Annotated in this window: 15 protein-coding genes; 10 read left to right on the top strand and 5 right to left on the bottom strand. The window is 70.7% G+C overall.

Annotation, left to right across the window (positions count from 1 at the left end):
- The first annotated feature begins 84 nt into the window (after window positions 1–84).
- The 3 genes from KBO27_RS10575 (at window position 85) to KBO27_RS10565 (ending at window position 4,218) form a co-directional block, all read left to right on the top strand.
- Window positions 85–1,275, top strand: a complete 1,191-nt coding sequence (locus KBO27_RS10575; RefSeq protein WP_210969757.1) for a pyridoxal-phosphate-dependent aminotransferase family protein — start codon at window positions 85–87, stop codon at window positions 1,273–1,275.
- Window positions 1,276–1,277: 2 nt separating this feature from the next.
- A complete protein-coding gene (locus KBO27_RS10570) occupies window positions 1,278–2,543 on the top strand; it encodes an SLC13 family permease (RefSeq protein ID WP_210969756.1) in 1,266 nt (421 codons plus the stop codon).
- Between the two features lie 304 nt (window positions 2,544–2,847).
- Window positions 2,848–4,218 carry an FAD-binding oxidoreductase gene (locus KBO27_RS10565; protein ID WP_210969755.1) on the top strand — a complete coding sequence of 457 codons (1,371 nt, stop codon included), beginning with the start codon at window positions 2,848–2,850 and terminating at the stop codon, window positions 4,216–4,218.
- Window positions 4,219–4,267: 49 nt separating this feature from the next.
- On the opposite strand, the gene KBO27_RS10560 is transcribed toward KBO27_RS10565, so the two are convergent.
- The 5 genes from KBO27_RS10560 to KBO27_RS10540 form a co-directional block, all read right to left on the bottom strand.
- Complete coding sequence (locus tag KBO27_RS10560) at window positions 4,268–4,435, bottom strand: Rv3202a family protein (protein ID WP_165944003.1); 168 nt, start codon at window positions 4,433–4,435, stop codon at window positions 4,268–4,270.
- Window positions 4,436–4,499: 64 nt separating this feature from the next.
- Complete coding sequence (locus tag KBO27_RS10555) at window positions 4,500–5,939, bottom strand: amino acid permease (protein WP_246536857.1); 1,440 nt, start codon at window positions 5,937–5,939, stop codon at window positions 4,500–4,502.
- Between the two features lie 165 nt (window positions 5,940–6,104).
- Window positions 6,105–8,189 (bottom strand): catalase, encoded by a 2,085-nt coding sequence (locus KBO27_RS10550; RefSeq protein ID WP_210969753.1) that lies wholly within the window; start codon window positions 8,187–8,189, stop codon window positions 6,105–6,107.
- 87 nt (window positions 8,190–8,276) lie between these two features.
- Window positions 8,277–8,777, bottom strand: a complete 501-nt coding sequence (locus tag KBO27_RS10545) for a VTT domain-containing protein (protein ID WP_307870336.1) — start codon at window positions 8,775–8,777, stop codon at window positions 8,277–8,279.
- A 38-nt stretch (window positions 8,778–8,815) separates the two neighbouring features.
- A complete protein-coding gene (locus KBO27_RS10540; protein WP_210969752.1) occupies window positions 8,816–9,517 on the bottom strand; it encodes a FadR/GntR family transcriptional regulator in 702 nt (233 codons plus the stop codon).
- Window positions 9,518–9,696: 179 nt separating this feature from the next.
- Here KBO27_RS10540 and KBO27_RS10535 point away from each other — a divergent pair, with 179 nt between their 5' ends.
- From KBO27_RS10535 to KBO27_RS10505, 7 genes are all read left to right on the top strand, one after another.
- Window positions 9,697–11,151: an acyl-CoA synthetase gene (locus KBO27_RS10535; protein ID WP_210969845.1), complete on the top strand. Its 1,455-nt coding sequence runs from the start codon at window positions 9,697–9,699 to the stop codon at window positions 11,149–11,151.
- A complete protein-coding gene (locus tag KBO27_RS10530) occupies window positions 11,144–12,478 on the top strand; it encodes a carboxyl transferase domain-containing protein (protein WP_210969751.1) in 1,335 nt (444 codons plus the stop codon). The genes KBO27_RS10535 and KBO27_RS10530 overlap by 8 nt, the downstream gene beginning before the upstream one ends.
- A gap of 178 nt (window positions 12,479–12,656) precedes the next feature.
- Window positions 12,657–13,442: a 2,3-dihydro-2,3-dihydroxybenzoate dehydrogenase gene (locus KBO27_RS10525; RefSeq protein WP_210969844.1), complete on the top strand. Its 786-nt coding sequence runs from the start codon at window positions 12,657–12,659 to the stop codon at window positions 13,440–13,442.
- Between the two features lie 26 nt (window positions 13,443–13,468).
- Window positions 13,469–14,725 (top strand): isochorismate synthase DhbC, encoded by a 1,257-nt coding sequence (dhbC, locus tag KBO27_RS10520; RefSeq protein ID WP_210969750.1) that lies wholly within the window; start codon window positions 13,469–13,471, stop codon window positions 14,723–14,725.
- A 17-nt stretch (window positions 14,726–14,742) separates the two neighbouring features.
- Window positions 14,743–16,368, top strand: a complete 1,626-nt coding sequence (locus KBO27_RS10515) for a (2,3-dihydroxybenzoyl)adenylate synthase (RefSeq protein WP_210969749.1) — start codon at window positions 14,743–14,745, stop codon at window positions 16,366–16,368.
- A 41-nt stretch (window positions 16,369–16,409) separates the two neighbouring features.
- Window positions 16,410–17,063: an isochorismatase family protein gene (locus tag KBO27_RS10510; RefSeq protein ID WP_210969748.1), complete on the top strand. Its 654-nt coding sequence runs from the start codon at window positions 16,410–16,412 to the stop codon at window positions 17,061–17,063.
- A 31-nt stretch (window positions 17,064–17,094) separates the two neighbouring features.
- Window positions 17,095–17,331, top strand: coding sequence for a phosphopantetheine-binding protein (locus KBO27_RS10505; RefSeq protein WP_210969747.1), 237 nt, complete (start codon window positions 17,095–17,097; stop codon window positions 17,329–17,331).
- The last annotated feature ends 74 nt before the right edge of the window (window positions 17,332–17,405 follow it).

Below are 17,405 nucleotides of genomic sequence, written 5' to 3'. Positions count from 1 at the left end.
TGATCGGCTTGCTGTCTACAGAATTCAACCCGCCGAGACTTGGTTTTCACATGCCGGAAGAGCGTCCTCACCGTGGAGGAACGAATGTCCGTTGCCAGCAGTCGTCACTTCCTGCAGATCCCCGGCCCGACCAACGTTCCCGACCGGGTGCTGCACGCGATCGCCAAGCCCACCATCGACCACCGGGGCCCCGACTTCGCCGACCTCGCCCTGGAGGTCTTCGACAAACTCCGCGCCGTGGCAAGAACTTCTGCCGACGTCGTGATCTACCCGTCCTCCGGAACCGGGGCGTGGGAGGCCGCCCTGGTCAACACGCTCTCGCCCGGCGACGCCGTCCTGATGTGCGAGACGGGGCACTTCTCCGACCTGTGGTCCGAGCTCGCCGCCACGCTGGGCCTGCGGCCCGAGATGATCCCGGGGGACTGGCGCAGCGGTGCCGACCCGGGCGTCATCGAGCAGCGGCTGCGCGCCGACTCCGAGCACCGGATCAAGGCCGTGGCCGTGGTGCACAACGAGACCTCCACCGGAGTGGTCAGCGACGTCGAAGCGGTGCGCGCGGCCCTCGACGCGGCCGACCACCCGGCGCTGCTGCTGGTCGACACGATCTCCTCGCTCGGATCGGTGGACTACCGGCACGACGAGTGGGGCGTGGACGTCACGATCAGCTGCTCGCAGAAGGGCCTGATGCTGCCGCCGGGCATCGGCATCAACGTCATCAGCGCCAAGGCGCTGCTGGCCGCGCAGTCGGCGAAGCTCACCAAGTCCTACTGGGACTGGCAGCCGCTGCTCGATTCCGGCAAGCAGGGCTACTTCCGCTACACGCCGCCCACCAACCTGCTCTTCGGCCTGCGCGAAGCCCTGTCGATGCTGCTCGAAGAAGGGCTCGACGAGGTCTACGCGCGCCACGACCGGCACGCCGCGGCCACCCGCGCGGCCGTGCGCGCCTGGGGCCTGGAAGTCCTCTGCCGCGATCCCGAGACGACACCCGGAACCGACTACAGCAGCGCCCTGACCGCCGTGCTGATGCCGCCGGACCACGACGCCGACCACCTGCGCGAGGTCATCCTGGAGCGCTTCGACACCTCGCTCGGCGCGGGACTGTCCGCAGTGGCCAAGAAGGTCTTCCGCATCGGGCACCTCGGCGCCTTCAACGACGCCACCCTGCTCGGAACCCTCGGCGTCGTCGAAGCCGGGCTCACCCTGGCCGGAGTGCCGCACCAGCCGGGCGGCGTCACCGCCGCGATCGCCGAGCTGACCGGCAGATCGGGGGACTGAGCATGTCGCCCGAACTGATCTCGATCCTGGCGCTGGTGGCCATCTTCGTCATCACCGGCGTGTTCTCGGTCAACATGGGCGCGCTCGCCTTCGCCGCCGCGTTCCTCGTCGGCACCCTCGCCGGCGGGATGAGCTCCGACGACATCCTCGCCGGATTCCCGGGCGAGATCTTCATGGTGCTCGTCGGCGTCACCTACCTGTTCGCCATCGCCCGCGCCAACGGCACCATCGACTGGCTGGTCTACCGGTCGGTGCAGCTGGTGCGCGGGAGGTTGGCGCTGGTGCCGTGGGTGATGCTCGCGGTCTCGGCGCTGCTGACCGCCATCGGCGCGGTGCCGCCCGCGGCGGTCGCCATCATCGCCCCGGTCGCGATGGGGCTGGCGGCCAAGCACGGCATCAGCCCGCTGCTGATGTCGGTGATGGTCGTGCACGGCACGATGGTCGGAGGGTTCTCGCCGATCTCGGTGTTCGGCGTCATCGTCAACGGCGTCGTCGACGACAGCGGGTTGCAGGGCAGTCCGCTGTTCCTGTTCTTCGCCAGCTTCGCGCTCAACCTCGTCTTCGCCGCGGTCGCCTTCGTGCTGCTCGGCGGCCGCAAGACCGCCGAAGTCCCGGTGACGGCCGACGCGCCCGGCGCGGCGCGCGACGAGACGTTGCTGGCGCGGGTCGAGATGAGCTGGGACAAGGCGCTGACCCTGCTGGGCATCGTGACCATGGTCGTGCTGACCCTGTTCCTGGAGCTGGACATCGGGCTGGTGGCGATCACCGTCGCGGTCGTGCTCGGTGTCATCTCGCCGCAGGCGCACCGGGACGCGGTCAAGAACGTCACCTGGCCCACCGTGCTGCTGATCTGCGGTGTGCTCACCTACGTCAGCGTGCTGCAGGAGCTGGGCACGGTGGACTACGTCAGCCACGCGGTCAGCGGCATCGGCGTCCCGCTGCTGTCGGCGTTCCTGCTGTGCCTCATCGGCGCGGTCGTGTCGGCCTTCGCCTCGTCCACCGGTCTGCTCGGCGCGCTGATCCCGCTGGCGGTGCCGCTCATGGCCGCAGGCGAGGTCGGGATCGCGGGCATGGTCGCCGGACTGGCGATCGCCTCCACGGTGGTCGACATCAGCCCGTTCTCCACCAGCGGCGCCATCATGCTCGCCAACTCCCGCGAACCCGAGCGCGACTCGGTGTTCAAGGGCCTGGCCCTCTACGGCGTAGCCATGGTCGTCATCGCCCCGATCGTCGTCTGGCTCACCATGATCGCCCCGGGCATCAACTGACCCGAGAACCGAACCCCCCGGCAAAACCCGAGAACCCCGCCACCCCGGAACCCCGGGACCCGATTTCAGTGGAATTCGGGAACCGGATTTCGGTGGAACTCCCGGCACCGGATTTCAGTGGAAGTCGGGGACCGGATTTCAGTGGAAATCAGGGACCCGAGTTCCACTGAAATCCCGGTCCCGAGGGTGTGGGAGGAGTGGGAGGGGGAGAGCGGAGAAAATCACTCGGGGTGGGATCGGGGCGTTCGGCGGACTAGGTTCGCGGTGGTAGGACCTGTGTTCGAAGCCTGGGAGAGACGAGGCGATGATCTCCACCGACGCGCTGCGGGAGCTGCTGCCCGAGGGCCGTGTGTTCGACGATCCGGACGTGCTGGCCGCGCACAGCCGCGACCGGGCCACGTTCTGCCCGGCCGGAACCCCGGCCGCGCTCGTGCGGGCCTACGACACCGAGGACGTGGCGGCGGTGCTGAAGTGGGCCCACGAGAACCGGGTCCCGGTGGTCCCGCAGGGTGCGCGCTCCGGTCTGTCGGGCGCGGCCAACGCCCTGGACGGCTGCGTGCTGCTGTCGCTGGAGAAGATGGACGCCATCCTCGACATCGACCCCGACGAGCAGCTGGCCGTGGTGCAGCCCGGAGTCGTCAACGGCGTGCTGGCCGCCGCCGTCGCCGAGAAGGGCCTGTTCTACCCGCCGGACCCGGGTTCGCGCAGCATCTCCACCATCGGCGGCAACGTCTCCACCAACGCGGGCGGCATGTGCTGCGTGAAGTACGGCGTGACCGGTGACTTCGTGCGCGGCCTGGAGGTCGTGCTGGCCGACGGCAGGGTGATGCGGACCGGTCGCCGCACCGCCAAGGGCGTCGCCGGGTACGACCTGACCCGCCTGATGGTCGGCGCCGAGGGAACGCTCGGCGTGGTCACCGAGGTGACCGTCGCGCTGCGCCCCGCCAGCGCTCAGCCGCTGACCGCCGTCGCGTTCTTCCCCGAGGTCGCCGGCTCGGCCCGCACCGTCTCCGGCTACCTCGCCGAGGGCTACCAGCCGTCGGTGCTGGAGTTCATGGACGCCTCCTCGGTCAAGGCCGTCCAGCAGATCGCCGACCTGGGATTTCCCGAGGGCATGGCCGCGATGCTGCTGGTGCAGTCCGACCGCGGAGCCGACGCCCCTGCCGACCTGGCGGCCTTCGAGCGGGTGGCGCGCGCGATGGGCGCGGCGGAGGTCGTGGTCTCCGACAGCGCCGCCGAGGGCGAGATGCTGATGCAGGCCCGCCGCCTCGTCGGCGACGCGCACGAGAAGCTCGGCAAGGCGCTGCTCATCGACGACGTCTGCGTGCCCCGCCGTCACCTGGTCGACCTGGTGGAGGGCTTGCAGCGCATCGCCGAGGAGCACCGCGTGCAGGTGCTGTGCTCCGGGCACGCCGGTGACGGCAACATGCACCCGGTGGTCGCCTTCGACGACGGCGACGCCGACGAGACCGCACGCGCCCAGAAGGCCTTCGACGCGATCATGCAGCTCGGCCTGGACCTGGGCGGCACCATCACCGGCGAGCACGGCATCGGTCAGCTCAAGCGCGAGTGGCTGGGCCGCGAGCTCGACGACGCCGGGCTGTGGGCCTCGCGCGCGATCAAGGCCGCGCTGGACCCCCACAACGTCCTCAACCCCACCCGGGTCCTGCCGTGACGGCGACGCCGGGCCCCCGACCAGCGGGGACCCGGCGTCGCAGGACCGGTCAGCGGTCGTAGTCCTCCTCGACCGGCACCTCTCGGGACTGCTCGGAGAAATCGGCCGGATCGGCGTCCAGCGGCACTTCCGCAGGTACGGCCTCGTCCTCACCGGGCAGGTCCTCGGCTCGGCGCGACTGCTCGACGGCGTCGGCCTCGGGCGTCTCGGGATTCATCGAACCTCCAAGATGATGGGCTCGGGCACCCTCGACCGTAGCGCCGATCCGGCCCTCCTGTCGGTCAGTCCTCGGCCGGTTGGCCGCTGCGCTGACCGAGGTGCGCGTGCCTGCGGCCGTAGCCGAAGTAGATCAGCAGCCCCAGCGCCAGCCACACGGCGAACCGCAGCCAGGTCACCACGTCCAGGTTCGACATCAGGTACAGGCACGCCAGGGCGGTGATGACCGGCAGCACCGGCGACAGCGGCATCCGGAACGGGCGGTGCAGGTCGGGTTTGGTGCGTCGCAGCACCGGCACCGCCAGCGCCACGATCAGGAACCCGGACAGCGCGCCGATGCTGACCATGTCCGACAGCTCCGAGATCGGGATGAACCCGGCCAGCAGCATGATCACCACCGCGCCGCCGATGGTCATCCGGTGCGGGGTGCCCCACTTCGGGTGCACCTGCGACAGCTTCGGCGGCAGCAGGCCGTCGCGGCTCATCGCGAACCCGATGCGGCCGATGGTCACCAGCTCCACCATCATCACCGAGGTCAGACCGGTCACCGCGCCCAGCGAGATCAGCGCGGCCACCCACGGCTGGCCGACCGACTGGAACGCCGCCGACAGCGGGGCGCCCTCGTCGATCTGCTGGTAGTCGACCATCGCGGCCAGCACGAACGCCACCAGCACGTACAGCAGGGTGCAGACGATGAGGCTGCCCAGCAGGCCCACCGGCAGGTCGCGCCGGGGGCGCTTGGTCTCCTCGCCGAGGTTGGCCAGCGCCTCGAAACCGGTGTAGGCGAAGAACACGATGGCCGCCGCGGTGAGCACGCCGCCGAAGCCGTAGACCGACTGCTCCATGCCCAGCAGCGCCGACACCAGCGGCTGCTCCAGCACGCTCGACCCGCTCTCGGCGGGCTGCGCCGGCGGGACGAACGGGTCCAGGTTGGCGCCGTTGACGAAGAACAGGCCGGCGACGATGACCAGCACGCACACCGCGACCTTGACCACGACCAGCGCGTTGGTCAGCCACGAGGACTCGCGGATGCCGATGACCGCCACCGCGGTCAGCGCCGCGATGATCAGCATCGCGCCCACGTTGACGGTGGCGTCCTCGCCGAACCACGCCTGCGGGAGGCCCAGCAGGTTGGCGATGTAGCCCGACCAGCTCCGCGACACCACCGCCGCGCCGAGGGCGAACTCCAGCAGCAGGTCCCAGCCGATGATCCAGGCGAACAGCTCGCCCAACGTCGCGTAGGCGTAGGTGTAGGCGCTGCCCGCCGTGGGCACCGACGAGGCCAGCTCGGCGTAGGCGAGGGCCGCCAGCGCCGCCACGATGCCGCCGATGATGAACGACAGCACGACGGCGGGGCCGGCGTGGTCCTTGGCCTCGATCCCGGCGAGGGTGAACACGCCGGTGCCGATGATGATTCCGATGCCGAACCCGACGAGTTCCTTACCGGTGAGCCGGCGGACCAGGCCGCTGCGCTCGCCCCGGGTGAGGATGTCCTCGACGGGCATCGTTCGCAGAAAGTTCACGGAGCCGAACGTTAGAAGATGTCACCCGTGATGGCTCACCCCAACTCGCGGAGTGTGACACTACTGGTACTGAACGTGACGCTCGGTGCACGGCGGGGGCCCGCGAGTGATCCTCGCAGACCCCCCGAACTGTGCGAAAAGGACGGATCAGGCGGGCATCGAGGCGGTGTCGCGGTCCCACTCCCGGTGCTTGCCCAGGGCGGCGGCGAACTGCTCGACGAACCGGTCCGGCAGCGCACCGCCGGTGTTCGCGGCCAGCACCACGCCCGGGTCGGCGCCCTCGCTGTCGGTGCTGATGCCCGCTCGTCGCAGCACCTCCAGTCCCTCGTCGCTGGCGGCGACGGGTTTGTGGTGCTTGTAGGCCTCGGCGACGAAGTGCACGGCGTGCCCGTCGGCGGCCAGCGCCCGCGCGCTCTCGCCCCCGCCGGGAACGATCACGCCGTCGTAGACCACCGACATCGCGGTGCGCGCCGCCACGTCGATGTCCACTTCGGACCCGTCGGCACCGCGCGCCCGGCCGTCGTGGCTGGCGCCCAGCACCTCGGCGGTCGCGCCGCGCTCGGACAGGCCGCGCCGGATCTGCTCCACCTCGGTGGCGTCGACCCCGTCGGCGACCAGCACCGCGACCTTGCGGGTCGCGATCGAATCGGTGCGGGAGTTGGCCAGGCTCAACGCCGGGGAGCTCCGGCCGTGGTTCTCGGTCCCGCCCGCCGGTGGGTCGACGCCGATGCCGTGCGCGACGGCCACCGCCAGGTCGTGGTCGACGTGGTCGAGCTCGGCCACGACGCGCTCGCGGACGTGCCGGTGCCCGACCTTGCCCAGCTCGAAGCGGAACGCCTCGACGATGTGGTCCTTCTCCCACGTGGCCATGCTGTTCCAGAACAGCGTGGGCTGGCTGTGGTGGTCGGTGAAGCTCTCGCTGCGCTTGCGGATCTTGTCGCCGTCCACTCTGGTCTGGTAGTGGCGGAACACCTCCGCATCGGCGATCGCCGGGCATCCGCCGCTGAGGCTGTTGGGCGTGTAGCTCGTCTGACCCCGGTGGATGCGCTGCTGGCCGTACCCGTCGCGCTGGTTGGTCGAGACCTCCGAGACCGGCCGGTTGATCGGGATCTGCGCGAAGTTCGGCCCGCCCAGCCGGATCAGCTGGGTGTCCAGGTAGGAGAAGTTGCGGGCCTGCAGCAGCGGATCGTTGGTGAAGTCGATGCCGGGAACCACGTTGGCGGTGTGGAAGGCGATCTGCTCGGTCTCGGCGAAGAAGTTGTCCGGGTTGCGGTCGAGCACCATCTTGCCCACCGGCCGCACCGGCACCTGCTCCTCGGGGATGATCTTGGTGGCGTCGAGCAGGTCGAAGTCGAAGGCGAACTCGTCGGTCTCGTCGACCAGCTGCACGCCCAACTCCCACTCCGGGAACTGGCCCGCCTCGATGGCGTCCCACAGGTCGCGCCGGTTGAAGTCGGCGTCCGCGCCGGCGATCTTCTGGCACTCGTCCCACACGAGGGAATGGCTGCCCAGCAACGGCGTCCAGTGGAACTTCACGAACGTGCCCTTGCCCTGGGCGTTGACCAGCCGGAACGTGTGCACGCCGAAGCCCTGCATCATCCGGTAGCTGCGCGGCAGCGCCCGGTCGGACATCAGCCACATCACCGTGTGCAGCGTTTCCGGTTGCAGCGACACGAAGTCCCAGAACGTGTCGTGCGCCGAGGCGGCCTGCGGGATCTCGTTGTGCGGTTCGGGTTTCACCGCGTGCACGAAGTCCGGGAACTTGATCCCGTCCTGGATGAAGAACACCGGGAAGTTGTTGCCGACCAGGTCGTAGTTGCCCTGCTCGGTGTAGAACTTGGTGGCGAACCCGCGCACGTCGCGCACGGTGTCGGCCGACCCGCGCGAGCCCGCGACGGTGGAGAACCGCACGAACAGCGGAGTGCGCACGTTCGGGTCGGTCAGGAACTTCGCGACCGTGTGCTCGCCCAGCCAGCCGTCGTAGGGCTGGAAGTGCCCGTAGGCACCCGCGCCTCGCGCGTGCACCACCCGTTCGGGGATCCGCTCGTGGTCGAAGTGGGTGACCTTCTCCCGGAAGTGGAAGTCCTCCAGCAGTGTCGGGCCGCGCTCACCGGCCTGCAGCGAATCGTCGGTGTGGTCGACCCGCACGCCCTGCTGCGTGGTCAGCTCGGTGTCGGTGAGATCGGCGCGGACCCCGTCCAGCTGCTCGTGCTTGGCATCGCCGTTGGCCATCGAGATCGGCTCCCCTCGTGTCGAAACGCGGACCGATCCGTGGTTTCCCCTCGCGCGGCCGAACTATGCGCGCGCCACCTCTTCGGGTCAGGAACCCAGCCAGCTCACCAGTTCGGGCGCGCCCGCCACGATGAGGAAGTGCCCGATGCGGCCGACCAGGCTCGCGGCGAGGTAACCCAGCAGGGGGAGTCCGGCGGCGCCGGAGAGCAACGACATCAGGCTGAACGGCGGGATGCCGGGCACGGCGCTGATCGCCAGCACGGTCATGCCCCACCAGGGGTGCTCCTGGGTGCGCTGGTGGAACCGCTCGACCCAGGCCGCCCAGTGCCCGGTGCGCTCCTTCTGGACCCGCTTGCTCAGCCGCTCGCCGAGCGCGAAACCGCCCTTGCCGGCGAGGTAGAACAGCGTCTTCGCGGCGACCTGTCCGATCGCGGCGGCCAGTGCGAACGCCCACCACGGCACGCTCTGCACGGTGGGGACCACGCCGAGCAGGTAGAGCTCGATGTTCACCAGCGGGAAGACCGCGCCCAGGGCAGCGGTGCCCGCCGTGCCCAACAACCACCCGATCACCGAAGCGCTGACCCCCACGAGAGAAACCTGCGGCAGCCTATCGGGTGAAGCCGCGATCAGCCCTCGGGGTCCCAGTCCAGCAACCGCACCCGGCTGACCGTGCGCAGGTGGCGGGCCATGGCCGAGGCGGCGGCCTTGGCGTCGCCGTTGCGGATCGCCTCGGCGATGCGTTCGTGCTGGGCCAGCGATTTGAGGGGCCTGCGCGGCTGCCGCAGCGACTCGTTGCGGCTCTCGGCGATCTCCGCGGCGATGGTGCGCATGAACTCGGCCAGCAGCGCGCTGTGCGCGGCGGCGGTCACCGCGGCGTGGAACCGCCGGTCGCCGTCCTGGCCGATCTCGCCGTCCTCGATCTCGGCGCGCATCGCGGCCAGCGCGGCGTCGATCTCGGCCATGTCCTCGTCGGTGCGCCGCTGGGCGGCCAGCTCCGCCAGCTTGGTCTCCATGCCCTCGCGGGCGTCGAGGACGTCGGGCAGCCGCCGCTTGCGCTCGACGAGCTCCTCGACCGGCTCGATCTCCAGCGACTCGCGCAGCAGGTAGGTCCCGCCGCCGTGCCGGACCTCGACGAGACCCTGCACCTCCAGCACCACGATCGCCTGCTTCACCGACGCCCGGCTCACGCCGAGCTGTTCGGCGAGGGTGCGTTCCGGTGGTAGCCGGTCGCCCGTGCGCAGGCCGGAGTCCGCCACGTGCTCGCGCAACCGCTGGACGACCTGCTCGTAGAGGCGAGGTCGGTTCAGCGGACGGAGGGAATCGGACACCGGCGCGCTCCTGAATCCGAAAGAGGCAAACTGGCTGAGCCAATTCTGCCACATTTCCTTGACTCGTTTCGTCCCAGACGGCAAAAGTTGGATGAGCCAGTGGACCACTGCCGACCCGGCTCGCCGGGCGGTGCGGGTCCGCCGGTGAGAAATTGCCCGGTGAGGACCCGGAGGTGGCCATGGCCGACCAGGTGCTGTTCCCGAAGTTGCGCGAACCCGACGACACCGAGGCGCTGCGTTTCGGCGCGCGGGCCCTGACATACCGGGAACTGGCCGGTCTCGCCGGTGCGATCGCCGAGCGCGTCGCCGGGAAGCGCCGCGTCGCGGTGTGGTCCACCAACACCATGGAGACCGCCGCCGCCGTCATCGGCGGCCTGAGCGCCGGTGTCGCCGTGGTGCCGATCAACCCGAAGGTGGGGGAGCGGGAGCTCGCCCACATCCTCGGCGACAGCGAACCGGAACTGCTGCTCGCCGAACCCGGCTTCACCCCGCCCGCGGGCCTCGGCGACGTCGAGGTCGCCGAGATCGACCTGACCGCGCGCGGCGGCGATCTGCCCGCCGAAGCCGATGGCGACGCGCCCGCGCTGATCGTCTACACCTCCGGCACGACCGGCCCGCCCAAGGGCGTCGTGCTGCCCCGCCGCGCGCTGAGCGCCAACCTCGAAGCCCTGTCGGAGGCGTGGGAGTGGACCTCGGCCGACGTGCTGGCGCACGCGCTGCCGCTGTTCCACGTGCACGGCCTGATCCTGGGCACCCTCGGCCCCGTCCGCCTCGGCGGAACCGTCCACCACCTGGGCAAGTTCTCCTCGAAGGCCATCGCCGAAGAGCTCTCCGGCCCGGCCACGATGATGTTCGGCGTCCCGACCATGTACCACCGGCTGGCCGAGGACGCCGAGAACGACCCGCAGATCGGTCAGGCCGTCGGCAAGGCCCGCCTGCTGGTGTCGGGCTCGGCGGCGCTGCCCGCGGTGGAGCACGAGCGCATCGAGCGGCTCACCGGCCAGCGCGTCGTCGAGCGCTACGGCATGAGCGAGACGATCATGAACTGCGGTGTGCGCGCCGACGGCGACCGCCGCCCCGGCTACGTCGGCAAGCCCTTCGCGGGCGTCGAGCTCAAGCTCGTCGACGAGCAGGGCGCGGAGATCACCACCAGCGACGACGAGACCGTCGGCGAGATCCTGGTGCGCGGCGCCAACCTGTTCAGCGGCTACCTCAACCGCCCGGACGCCACCGAGGCCGCCTTCGCCGACGGCTGGTTCCGGACCGGCGACATGGCCACCCGCGCTCCCGACGGCTACATCCGCATCGTCGGCCGCAAGGCCACCGACATCATCAAGAGCGGTGGCTACAAGATCGGCGCGGGCGAGATCGAGAACTGCCTGCTGGAGCACCCCGCGGTCGCCGAGGTCGCCGTCACCGGAGAGGCCGACGCCGACCTGGGTGAGCGCATCATCGCCTGGGTCGTGACCGCGCCCGGCCATCAGGTCGCCGACGCCGAGCTTGTCGACCACGTGGCCCGGCTGCTCACCCCGCACAAGCGCCCGCGCGAGGTCCGCTTCCGCGACGCGCTGCCGCGCAACGAGATGGGCAAGGTCCAGAAGAAGGCCCTGCAACAGGGGCCGGGGAATGGCTGAGCACAGCGCGGTGCGCGCGCTGGTCGAGGGCATCGGCCAGGGCTTCGTGGAGTTCGAGCCGCCAACGCGGCGCACCAGCGCCGACGGCCCGCTCGACTGGCCCGGCTACGCCGACCAGCGCGCCCGCGCGTCCGGCCGCTCCGACACCGACGAATCGGTGCTGTGCGGCCGGGCCGGGCTCGGCGAGCGTGAAGCCGTCCTGATCGCCTTCGACTTCGCCTTCCTGGGCGGTTCGGTGGGCGAGGACACCGGCGCGCGCATCGTGGCCGCCTTCGAGCACGCCCGCGAGCAGCGGCTCCCGGTGATCTCGCTGATCGCCTCCGGCGGGAGCCGCATGCAGGAGGGCATCCGCGCGCTGCAGCAGCTCCAGGCGATCACCCGCGCCTGCCGACTCGCCGGGCAGGACCGCATCCCGCACATCGCGGTGCTGCGCGATCCGACCACCGGCGGCATGTGGGCCGCGATGGGCGCGGCCGCCGACGTCGTGCTGGCCGCACCCGGTGCCCGCATCTCCTTCGGCGGCGCGCGTGTGCGCTCGGCGGGTGACGATGGCGAGGACTTCCGTGCCGAGGGCAAGTTCGCCGACGGGCAGGTGGACCGCGTCGTCGAGGAGGCGGACCTGCCGCGGGTGCTCGCCGAGCTGGCGGCGCTGCTGCACCCGGCCCGGCTGGCCGGTCCGGAACCCGCTCCGCTCCCGGCGGCGCTCGGCGCGGACCGGCTGCCGGAGACGGGCATGCAGGCCGTCGAACGAGCGCGCGCAGCCGATCGGCCCCGCGCCGGTGAGTACCTGGACTCCTACTTCAGCGCCCGGTTCGAGATCAGCGGTGACCGCGCGGGTGGTCGCGACGAGGGCATGATCTGCGGTGTCGGCGATCACGACGGGCGCGTGGTGGCCTTCGCCGCGCAGACCGGCGGCCCCAACTCCCCGGCCGGCTTCCGCACGGCCGCACGCCTGATCCGGCTCGCCGACAAGCTCGGCATCCCGGTGCTCACCCTGGTCGACACCCCCGGTGCCGCCAACGACGCCGAGGCCGAGCGAGCGGGTGTGGGTCCGGCCATCGCCGAGGTCTTCGGCGCCGTCGCCGACGCGAGCGTGCCGGTGACGACGCTGGTCATCGGGGAGGGCGGCTCCGGCGGCGCGCTGGCGCTGGCGGCACCGGAGAGCACCTGGGTGACCGCCGACGCCTACTTCGCGGTGATCGCCCCGGAGTCCGCCGCGGCGATCCTCAAGCGCGAGCCCTCCGAGGTTCCCGAACTCGCCGAACACCTCAGGCTCCGCCCGCAGGACCTGGTGGAACTCGGCTTCGCCCGCGGAATCGCCCGCTGATCCACCGGGTCGTCCGGTCTGCGCCGTTGCTCCCGTGCGAGCAGCGGATTCGCCCGATGACCGTGCGTCGTCGGTGATCAATGCCACCTCAATGGCGGGAGATTCGCGTCCGGTTCATGTTCTAAACTCAGGCTCGCCTGACGAAGGTTAGGCTAGCCTCAGTTGAGTGAAGGGCGAGATGAACCGCACGGGAATCAGCGGCAAGGTTGCCATCGTGACCGGCGCCGGCCAGGGTATCGGTGCCGCTGTGGCGAGAGCGTTCGCCCAGATGGGAGCCGATGTCGCGGCAGTCGACCGCAACGGGGACAAGGCCGACGCGACGGCCGAGAAGCTCGTCGCCGAAGGGCACCGGGTGCGCGCCTACCGCGCCGACGTGGCCGACCCGGCCGCGGTCACCGAGGTGGTCACGCACGTCGAAGCCGAGCAGGGCCCCATCGACGTGCTCGCCAACGTCGCGGGCGTGCTGCAGGTCGCGACGGTGCAGGAGCTCACCGACGCCGAGTGGCAGCGCACCTTCGCGGTCAACACCACCGGTGTGTTCAACGTGTGCCGGGAGGTGTCCAAGCACATGATCTCGCGGCGCCGCGGATCCATCGTCACCGTCGGCTCCAACGCCGCGGGCGTGCCGCGCCACTCGATGGCCGCCTACGCCGCGTCCAAGGCCGCCGCCACGATGTTCACCAAATCGCTGGGCCTGGAGCTGGCCGAGTACGGCATCCGCTGCAACATCGTCGCGCCCGGCTCCACCGACACCGACATGCAGCGCGGGATGTGGACCGACGGCAACGGCCCGGACCGGGTCATCGCCGGCTCGCTGGAGACCTACAAGGCCGGCATCCCGCTGCGCAAGCTCGCCACCCCGGACGACATCGCCAACGCGGTGGTCTTCCTCGCCTCCGACGAGGCCGGGCACATCACGATGCACGACCTGTACGTCGACGGCGGCGCCACGCTGCGCGCCTGACCTCCGCGATTCGCCGAAAGGTTGTCATGACCACGATCGAGACCGACGGGCGCATCGACGCCGTCGACGACGCACTCGCCGACGACGCCGCCGCCCGCCTGCTGGCCGCCTACGAGCAGGGCCAGTCCTTCCTGTTCTCCAGCCCGCGCGGGGTGCTGCTGACCCGAGGCGTGGCCGCCACCATGTCCAAGACCCAGTGCGCGCGCTCGGACTTACCCGCCCGGATGCAGGAATTCCTCGACGGCGCGGTCGAGTTCGGCCGCCGCAACCCGATGGTGGTCGGGGCGGTGCCCTTCGGCGGCACCCTGCCCGCGCACCTGGTGCTGCCCGAGGAGGTCGTGCGCGCCGAACCGCTGAACGTGCTGGTGCCGCAGCAGAAACCGGTCTCCGCCCCCGCGTGCTCGGTGCGACCGGTCCCGGAACCCGAGGAGTACGAGCGCGGTGTCGCGCGAGCGCTGCGCCGCATGGAGCACGGTGACCTCACCAAGGCCGTGCTGGCGCGCAGCCTGGAGCTGACCTCGGCGGAATCGATCGACGTCCGCGAGGTGCTGCGCAACCTGGCGATGGCCGACCCCGCCAGCTACACCTTCGCCGTCGATCTGCCGCGTCGCGGCGAGGACGGGACCCGCGACAGCTACGGCCCGCAGCCCCCGCTGGAGCGCACCTTCCTGGGTGCCAGCCCCGAGCTGCTGGTGTCCCGGCGCGGCAACGAGGTCCGCTCCAACCCGATGGCCGGATCGCGCCCGCGCAGCACCGACCCGGACGAGGACAAGCGCCGCGCCGCCGAGCTGGCCGCGTCGGAGAAGGACCATCGCGAGCACGCCGTGGTGGTGGAAGCCGTGGCCGAGGCGCTGCGCCCGTTCTGCACCGAGCTGCACGTGCCGCAGGCGCCGACCGTGGTCAGCACCAACGCGATGTGGCACCTGGCCACCGAGATCACCGGCGAGCTGCGCGACGGCTCGACGACCTCGCTGCACCTGGCCGACGCGCTGCACCCGACCCCGGCGGTGTGCGGTACCCCGATCGACCGCGCCCGCGAGGTCATCGCCGAGACGGAGCCGTTCGAACGCGGCTACTACGCGGGAATGGTGGGCTGGTGCGACGCCGCCGGTGACGGCGAGTGGGTGGTGGCCATCCGCTGCGCGGAGGTGGAGGACCAGGAGATGCGGCTGTTCGCCGGTGCCGGGATCGTCCCGGGCTCCGACCCGGCCGACGAGCTCGCCGAGACCTCGGCGAAGTTCCGCACCGCGCTCACCGCCATGGGCCTGAACCAGGCAGTCTGAGGGGAAAGCAGCCGATCATGATCGCACATCTGCCCGGTGTCACGCTCTGGCCGGACGAGTTCGCCGAGCGCTACCGCGCCGCGGGGTACTGGCAGGGCTACACCTTCGGCCAGCTGCTGCGGGTGCGCGCCACCAAGCACCCCGACCGCGTGGCCGTCGTCGAAGGCGAACGCCGGATCACCTACGGCGAACTCGACCGCCGCGCCGACCGGCTGGCCGCCGGGCTGCGCGAGCGCGGCATCGGCAAGGGCGACCGGGTCGTCGTCCAGCTGCCCAACGTCGCCGAGTTCTTCGAGGTCTGCTTCGGGCTGTTCCGGCTCGGCGTGGTGCCGGTGTTCGCGCTGCCCTCGCACCGGATGACCGAGATCTCCTACTTCTGCGAGTTCAGCGAGGCCGCCGCCTACATCACCGTCGACACCGAGGCCGGGTTCGACCACCGGGCGCTGGCCGCCGACGTCGCCGCGAAGCAGGAGGGTCTGCAGGTCTTCGTCGTCGGCGACCCCGGCGAGTTCACCGCGCTGTCCGATGTGGACGCCGATGCGGTGGAGCTGGACGAGCCCACGCCGAGCGACATCGCGTTCCTGCAGCTCTCCGGCGGGAGCACGGGCGTGCCCAAGCTGATCCCGCGCACCCACGACGACTACATCTACTCCTTCCGCGCCAGCAACGACCTCTGCGGCGTCACCGAGGACACCGTGTACCTCGTGGCGCTGCCCGCCGCGCACAACTTCCCGATGAGCTCGCCCGGCACCTTCGGCGTGCTGCACGCGGGCGGTCGGGTCGTGCTCGCGCGCCGGCCGAGCCCCGATGAGGTTTTCCCGCTCGTCGAGCGCGAGAAGGTCACGCTGACCGCCGCGGTGCCGCCGCTGGCGCTGCTGTGGCTCGACGCGGCCGCCGAGACCGAGCACGACCTGTCCAGCCTGGAGGTGCTGCAGGTCGGTGGCGCCAAGTGCAGCGAGGAGGTCGCCCGGCGGGTCCGGCCGGTGCTCGGCGCGACGTTGCAGCAGGTGTTCGGCATGGCGGAGGGCCTGGTCAACTACACGCGGCTGGACGACCCCGAGGACGTCATCGTCACCACCCAGGGACGCCCGATCTCGGCCGACGACGAGGTGCTGGTCGTCGACGGCGAGGACAACGCCGTCGCGCCGGGGGAGACCGGGCACCTGCTCACCCGGGGCCCGTACACGATCCGCGGCTACTACAAGGCCGAGGAGCACAACGCGCGCGCCTTCACCCCTGAGGGCTTCTACCGCACCGGCGACGTCGTCCGGTTGACCGCCGAGGGCAACATCGTCGTCGAAGGCCGGGCGAAGGACCAGATCAACCGAGGTGGCGAGAAGGTCGCCGCCGAGGAGGTCGAGAACCACCTGCTGGCCCACCCCGCCGTGCACGACGCTGCCGTGGTGTCCATGCCCGACGACTACCTGGGGGAGCGGACCTGCGCGTTCGTCGTCCCGCGCGGTGAGCGGCCGAAGGCGCGCGAGCTGATCAAGTTCGTCCGCGAGCGCGGCCTTGCCGGCTACAAGGTCCCCGACCGCGTGGTGTTCGTCGAGCAGTTCCCGCAGACCGGCGTCGGCAAGGTCTCCAAGCGCGACCTGCGCGAGGCCATCAGTCGCGAGCTGGTGCCGAAACTCGGCCGCTGACAACGGCTTTTCACGACCAGAAGACATCGAAGGGGGAGCCCGTGGCGCTTCCGAGCATCGCACCCTACACCGTTCCGCAGGACGGCGAGCTGCCGAAGAACAAGGTCTCCTGGCGGCCCGACCCGGAACGCGCGGTGCTGCTGATCCACGACATGGAGCGGCACTTCGTCAACGCCTTCACCCCCGGCGCCGAACCGCTGAACCAGGTCGTGCCCAACATCGCGCTGCTGCGCGAACGGGCCCGCGCCGCAGGCGTTCCGGTGGTCTACTGCGCCCAGCCGGGCGGACAGACCCCGGAGCAGCGCGGACTGCAGCTGGAGTGGTGGGGCCCGGGGGTCGCCGACCCGGCCATGGAGGCGATCATCGACGAGCTGGCGCCCGGAGCGGGTGACGTCCAGCTGACCAAGTGGCGCTACAGCGCGTTCCAGCGCACGGACCTGCGTCGCCGGATGCAGGAGTGGGGACGGGACCAGCTGATCATCACCGGCATCTACGCCCACATCGGCTGCCTGATGACCGCTGCGGAGGCGTTCCAGCAGGAGGTCCAGGCGTTCTTCGTCGCCGACGCGGTCGCCGACTTCTCGCGAGCCGACCACGACATGGCCGTCTCCTACGCCGCCCGCAACTGCGGCGTCGTCGACACCACCCGCAACCTGTCCCGCGACCTCGTCGCCCACGAATCCGAAGTCGCCTGAGCCGGAACACCTTCCAGGAGAATCCCGAACCATGGCTGAGAATCTCACCCTCGAAGCGGTCCGCGAGCAGGTCGCCGAACTGCTCTACGAAGACCCCTCGGAGCTCACCGACGACGAGGACCTCATCGACTGGGGCCTGGACTCGGTGCGGATCATGACCCTCGTCGAGCAGTGGCGCAAGCAAGGCGTCCAGATCAGCTTCGCTGACCTCGCCGAACGCCCGACCCTCGCCGACTGGTGGAAGGTCCTCGAACCCAAGCTCCCCTGACACGGCCCCCGGACCCGCACGATTCGAATTTCGCGCGAAATTCGAATCGCCCCCGCCCAGCGGGAGCCGACGAC

Origin of the sequence: Saccharopolyspora endophytica (assembly GCF_018070075.1) — a bacterium.
Lineage (GTDB): Bacteria > Actinomycetota > Actinomycetes > Mycobacteriales > Pseudonocardiaceae > Saccharopolyspora > Saccharopolyspora endophytica.
The sequence above is the reverse complement of the archived record's forward strand: the minus strand, read 5'-3'. Positions and strand labels throughout refer to the sequence as shown.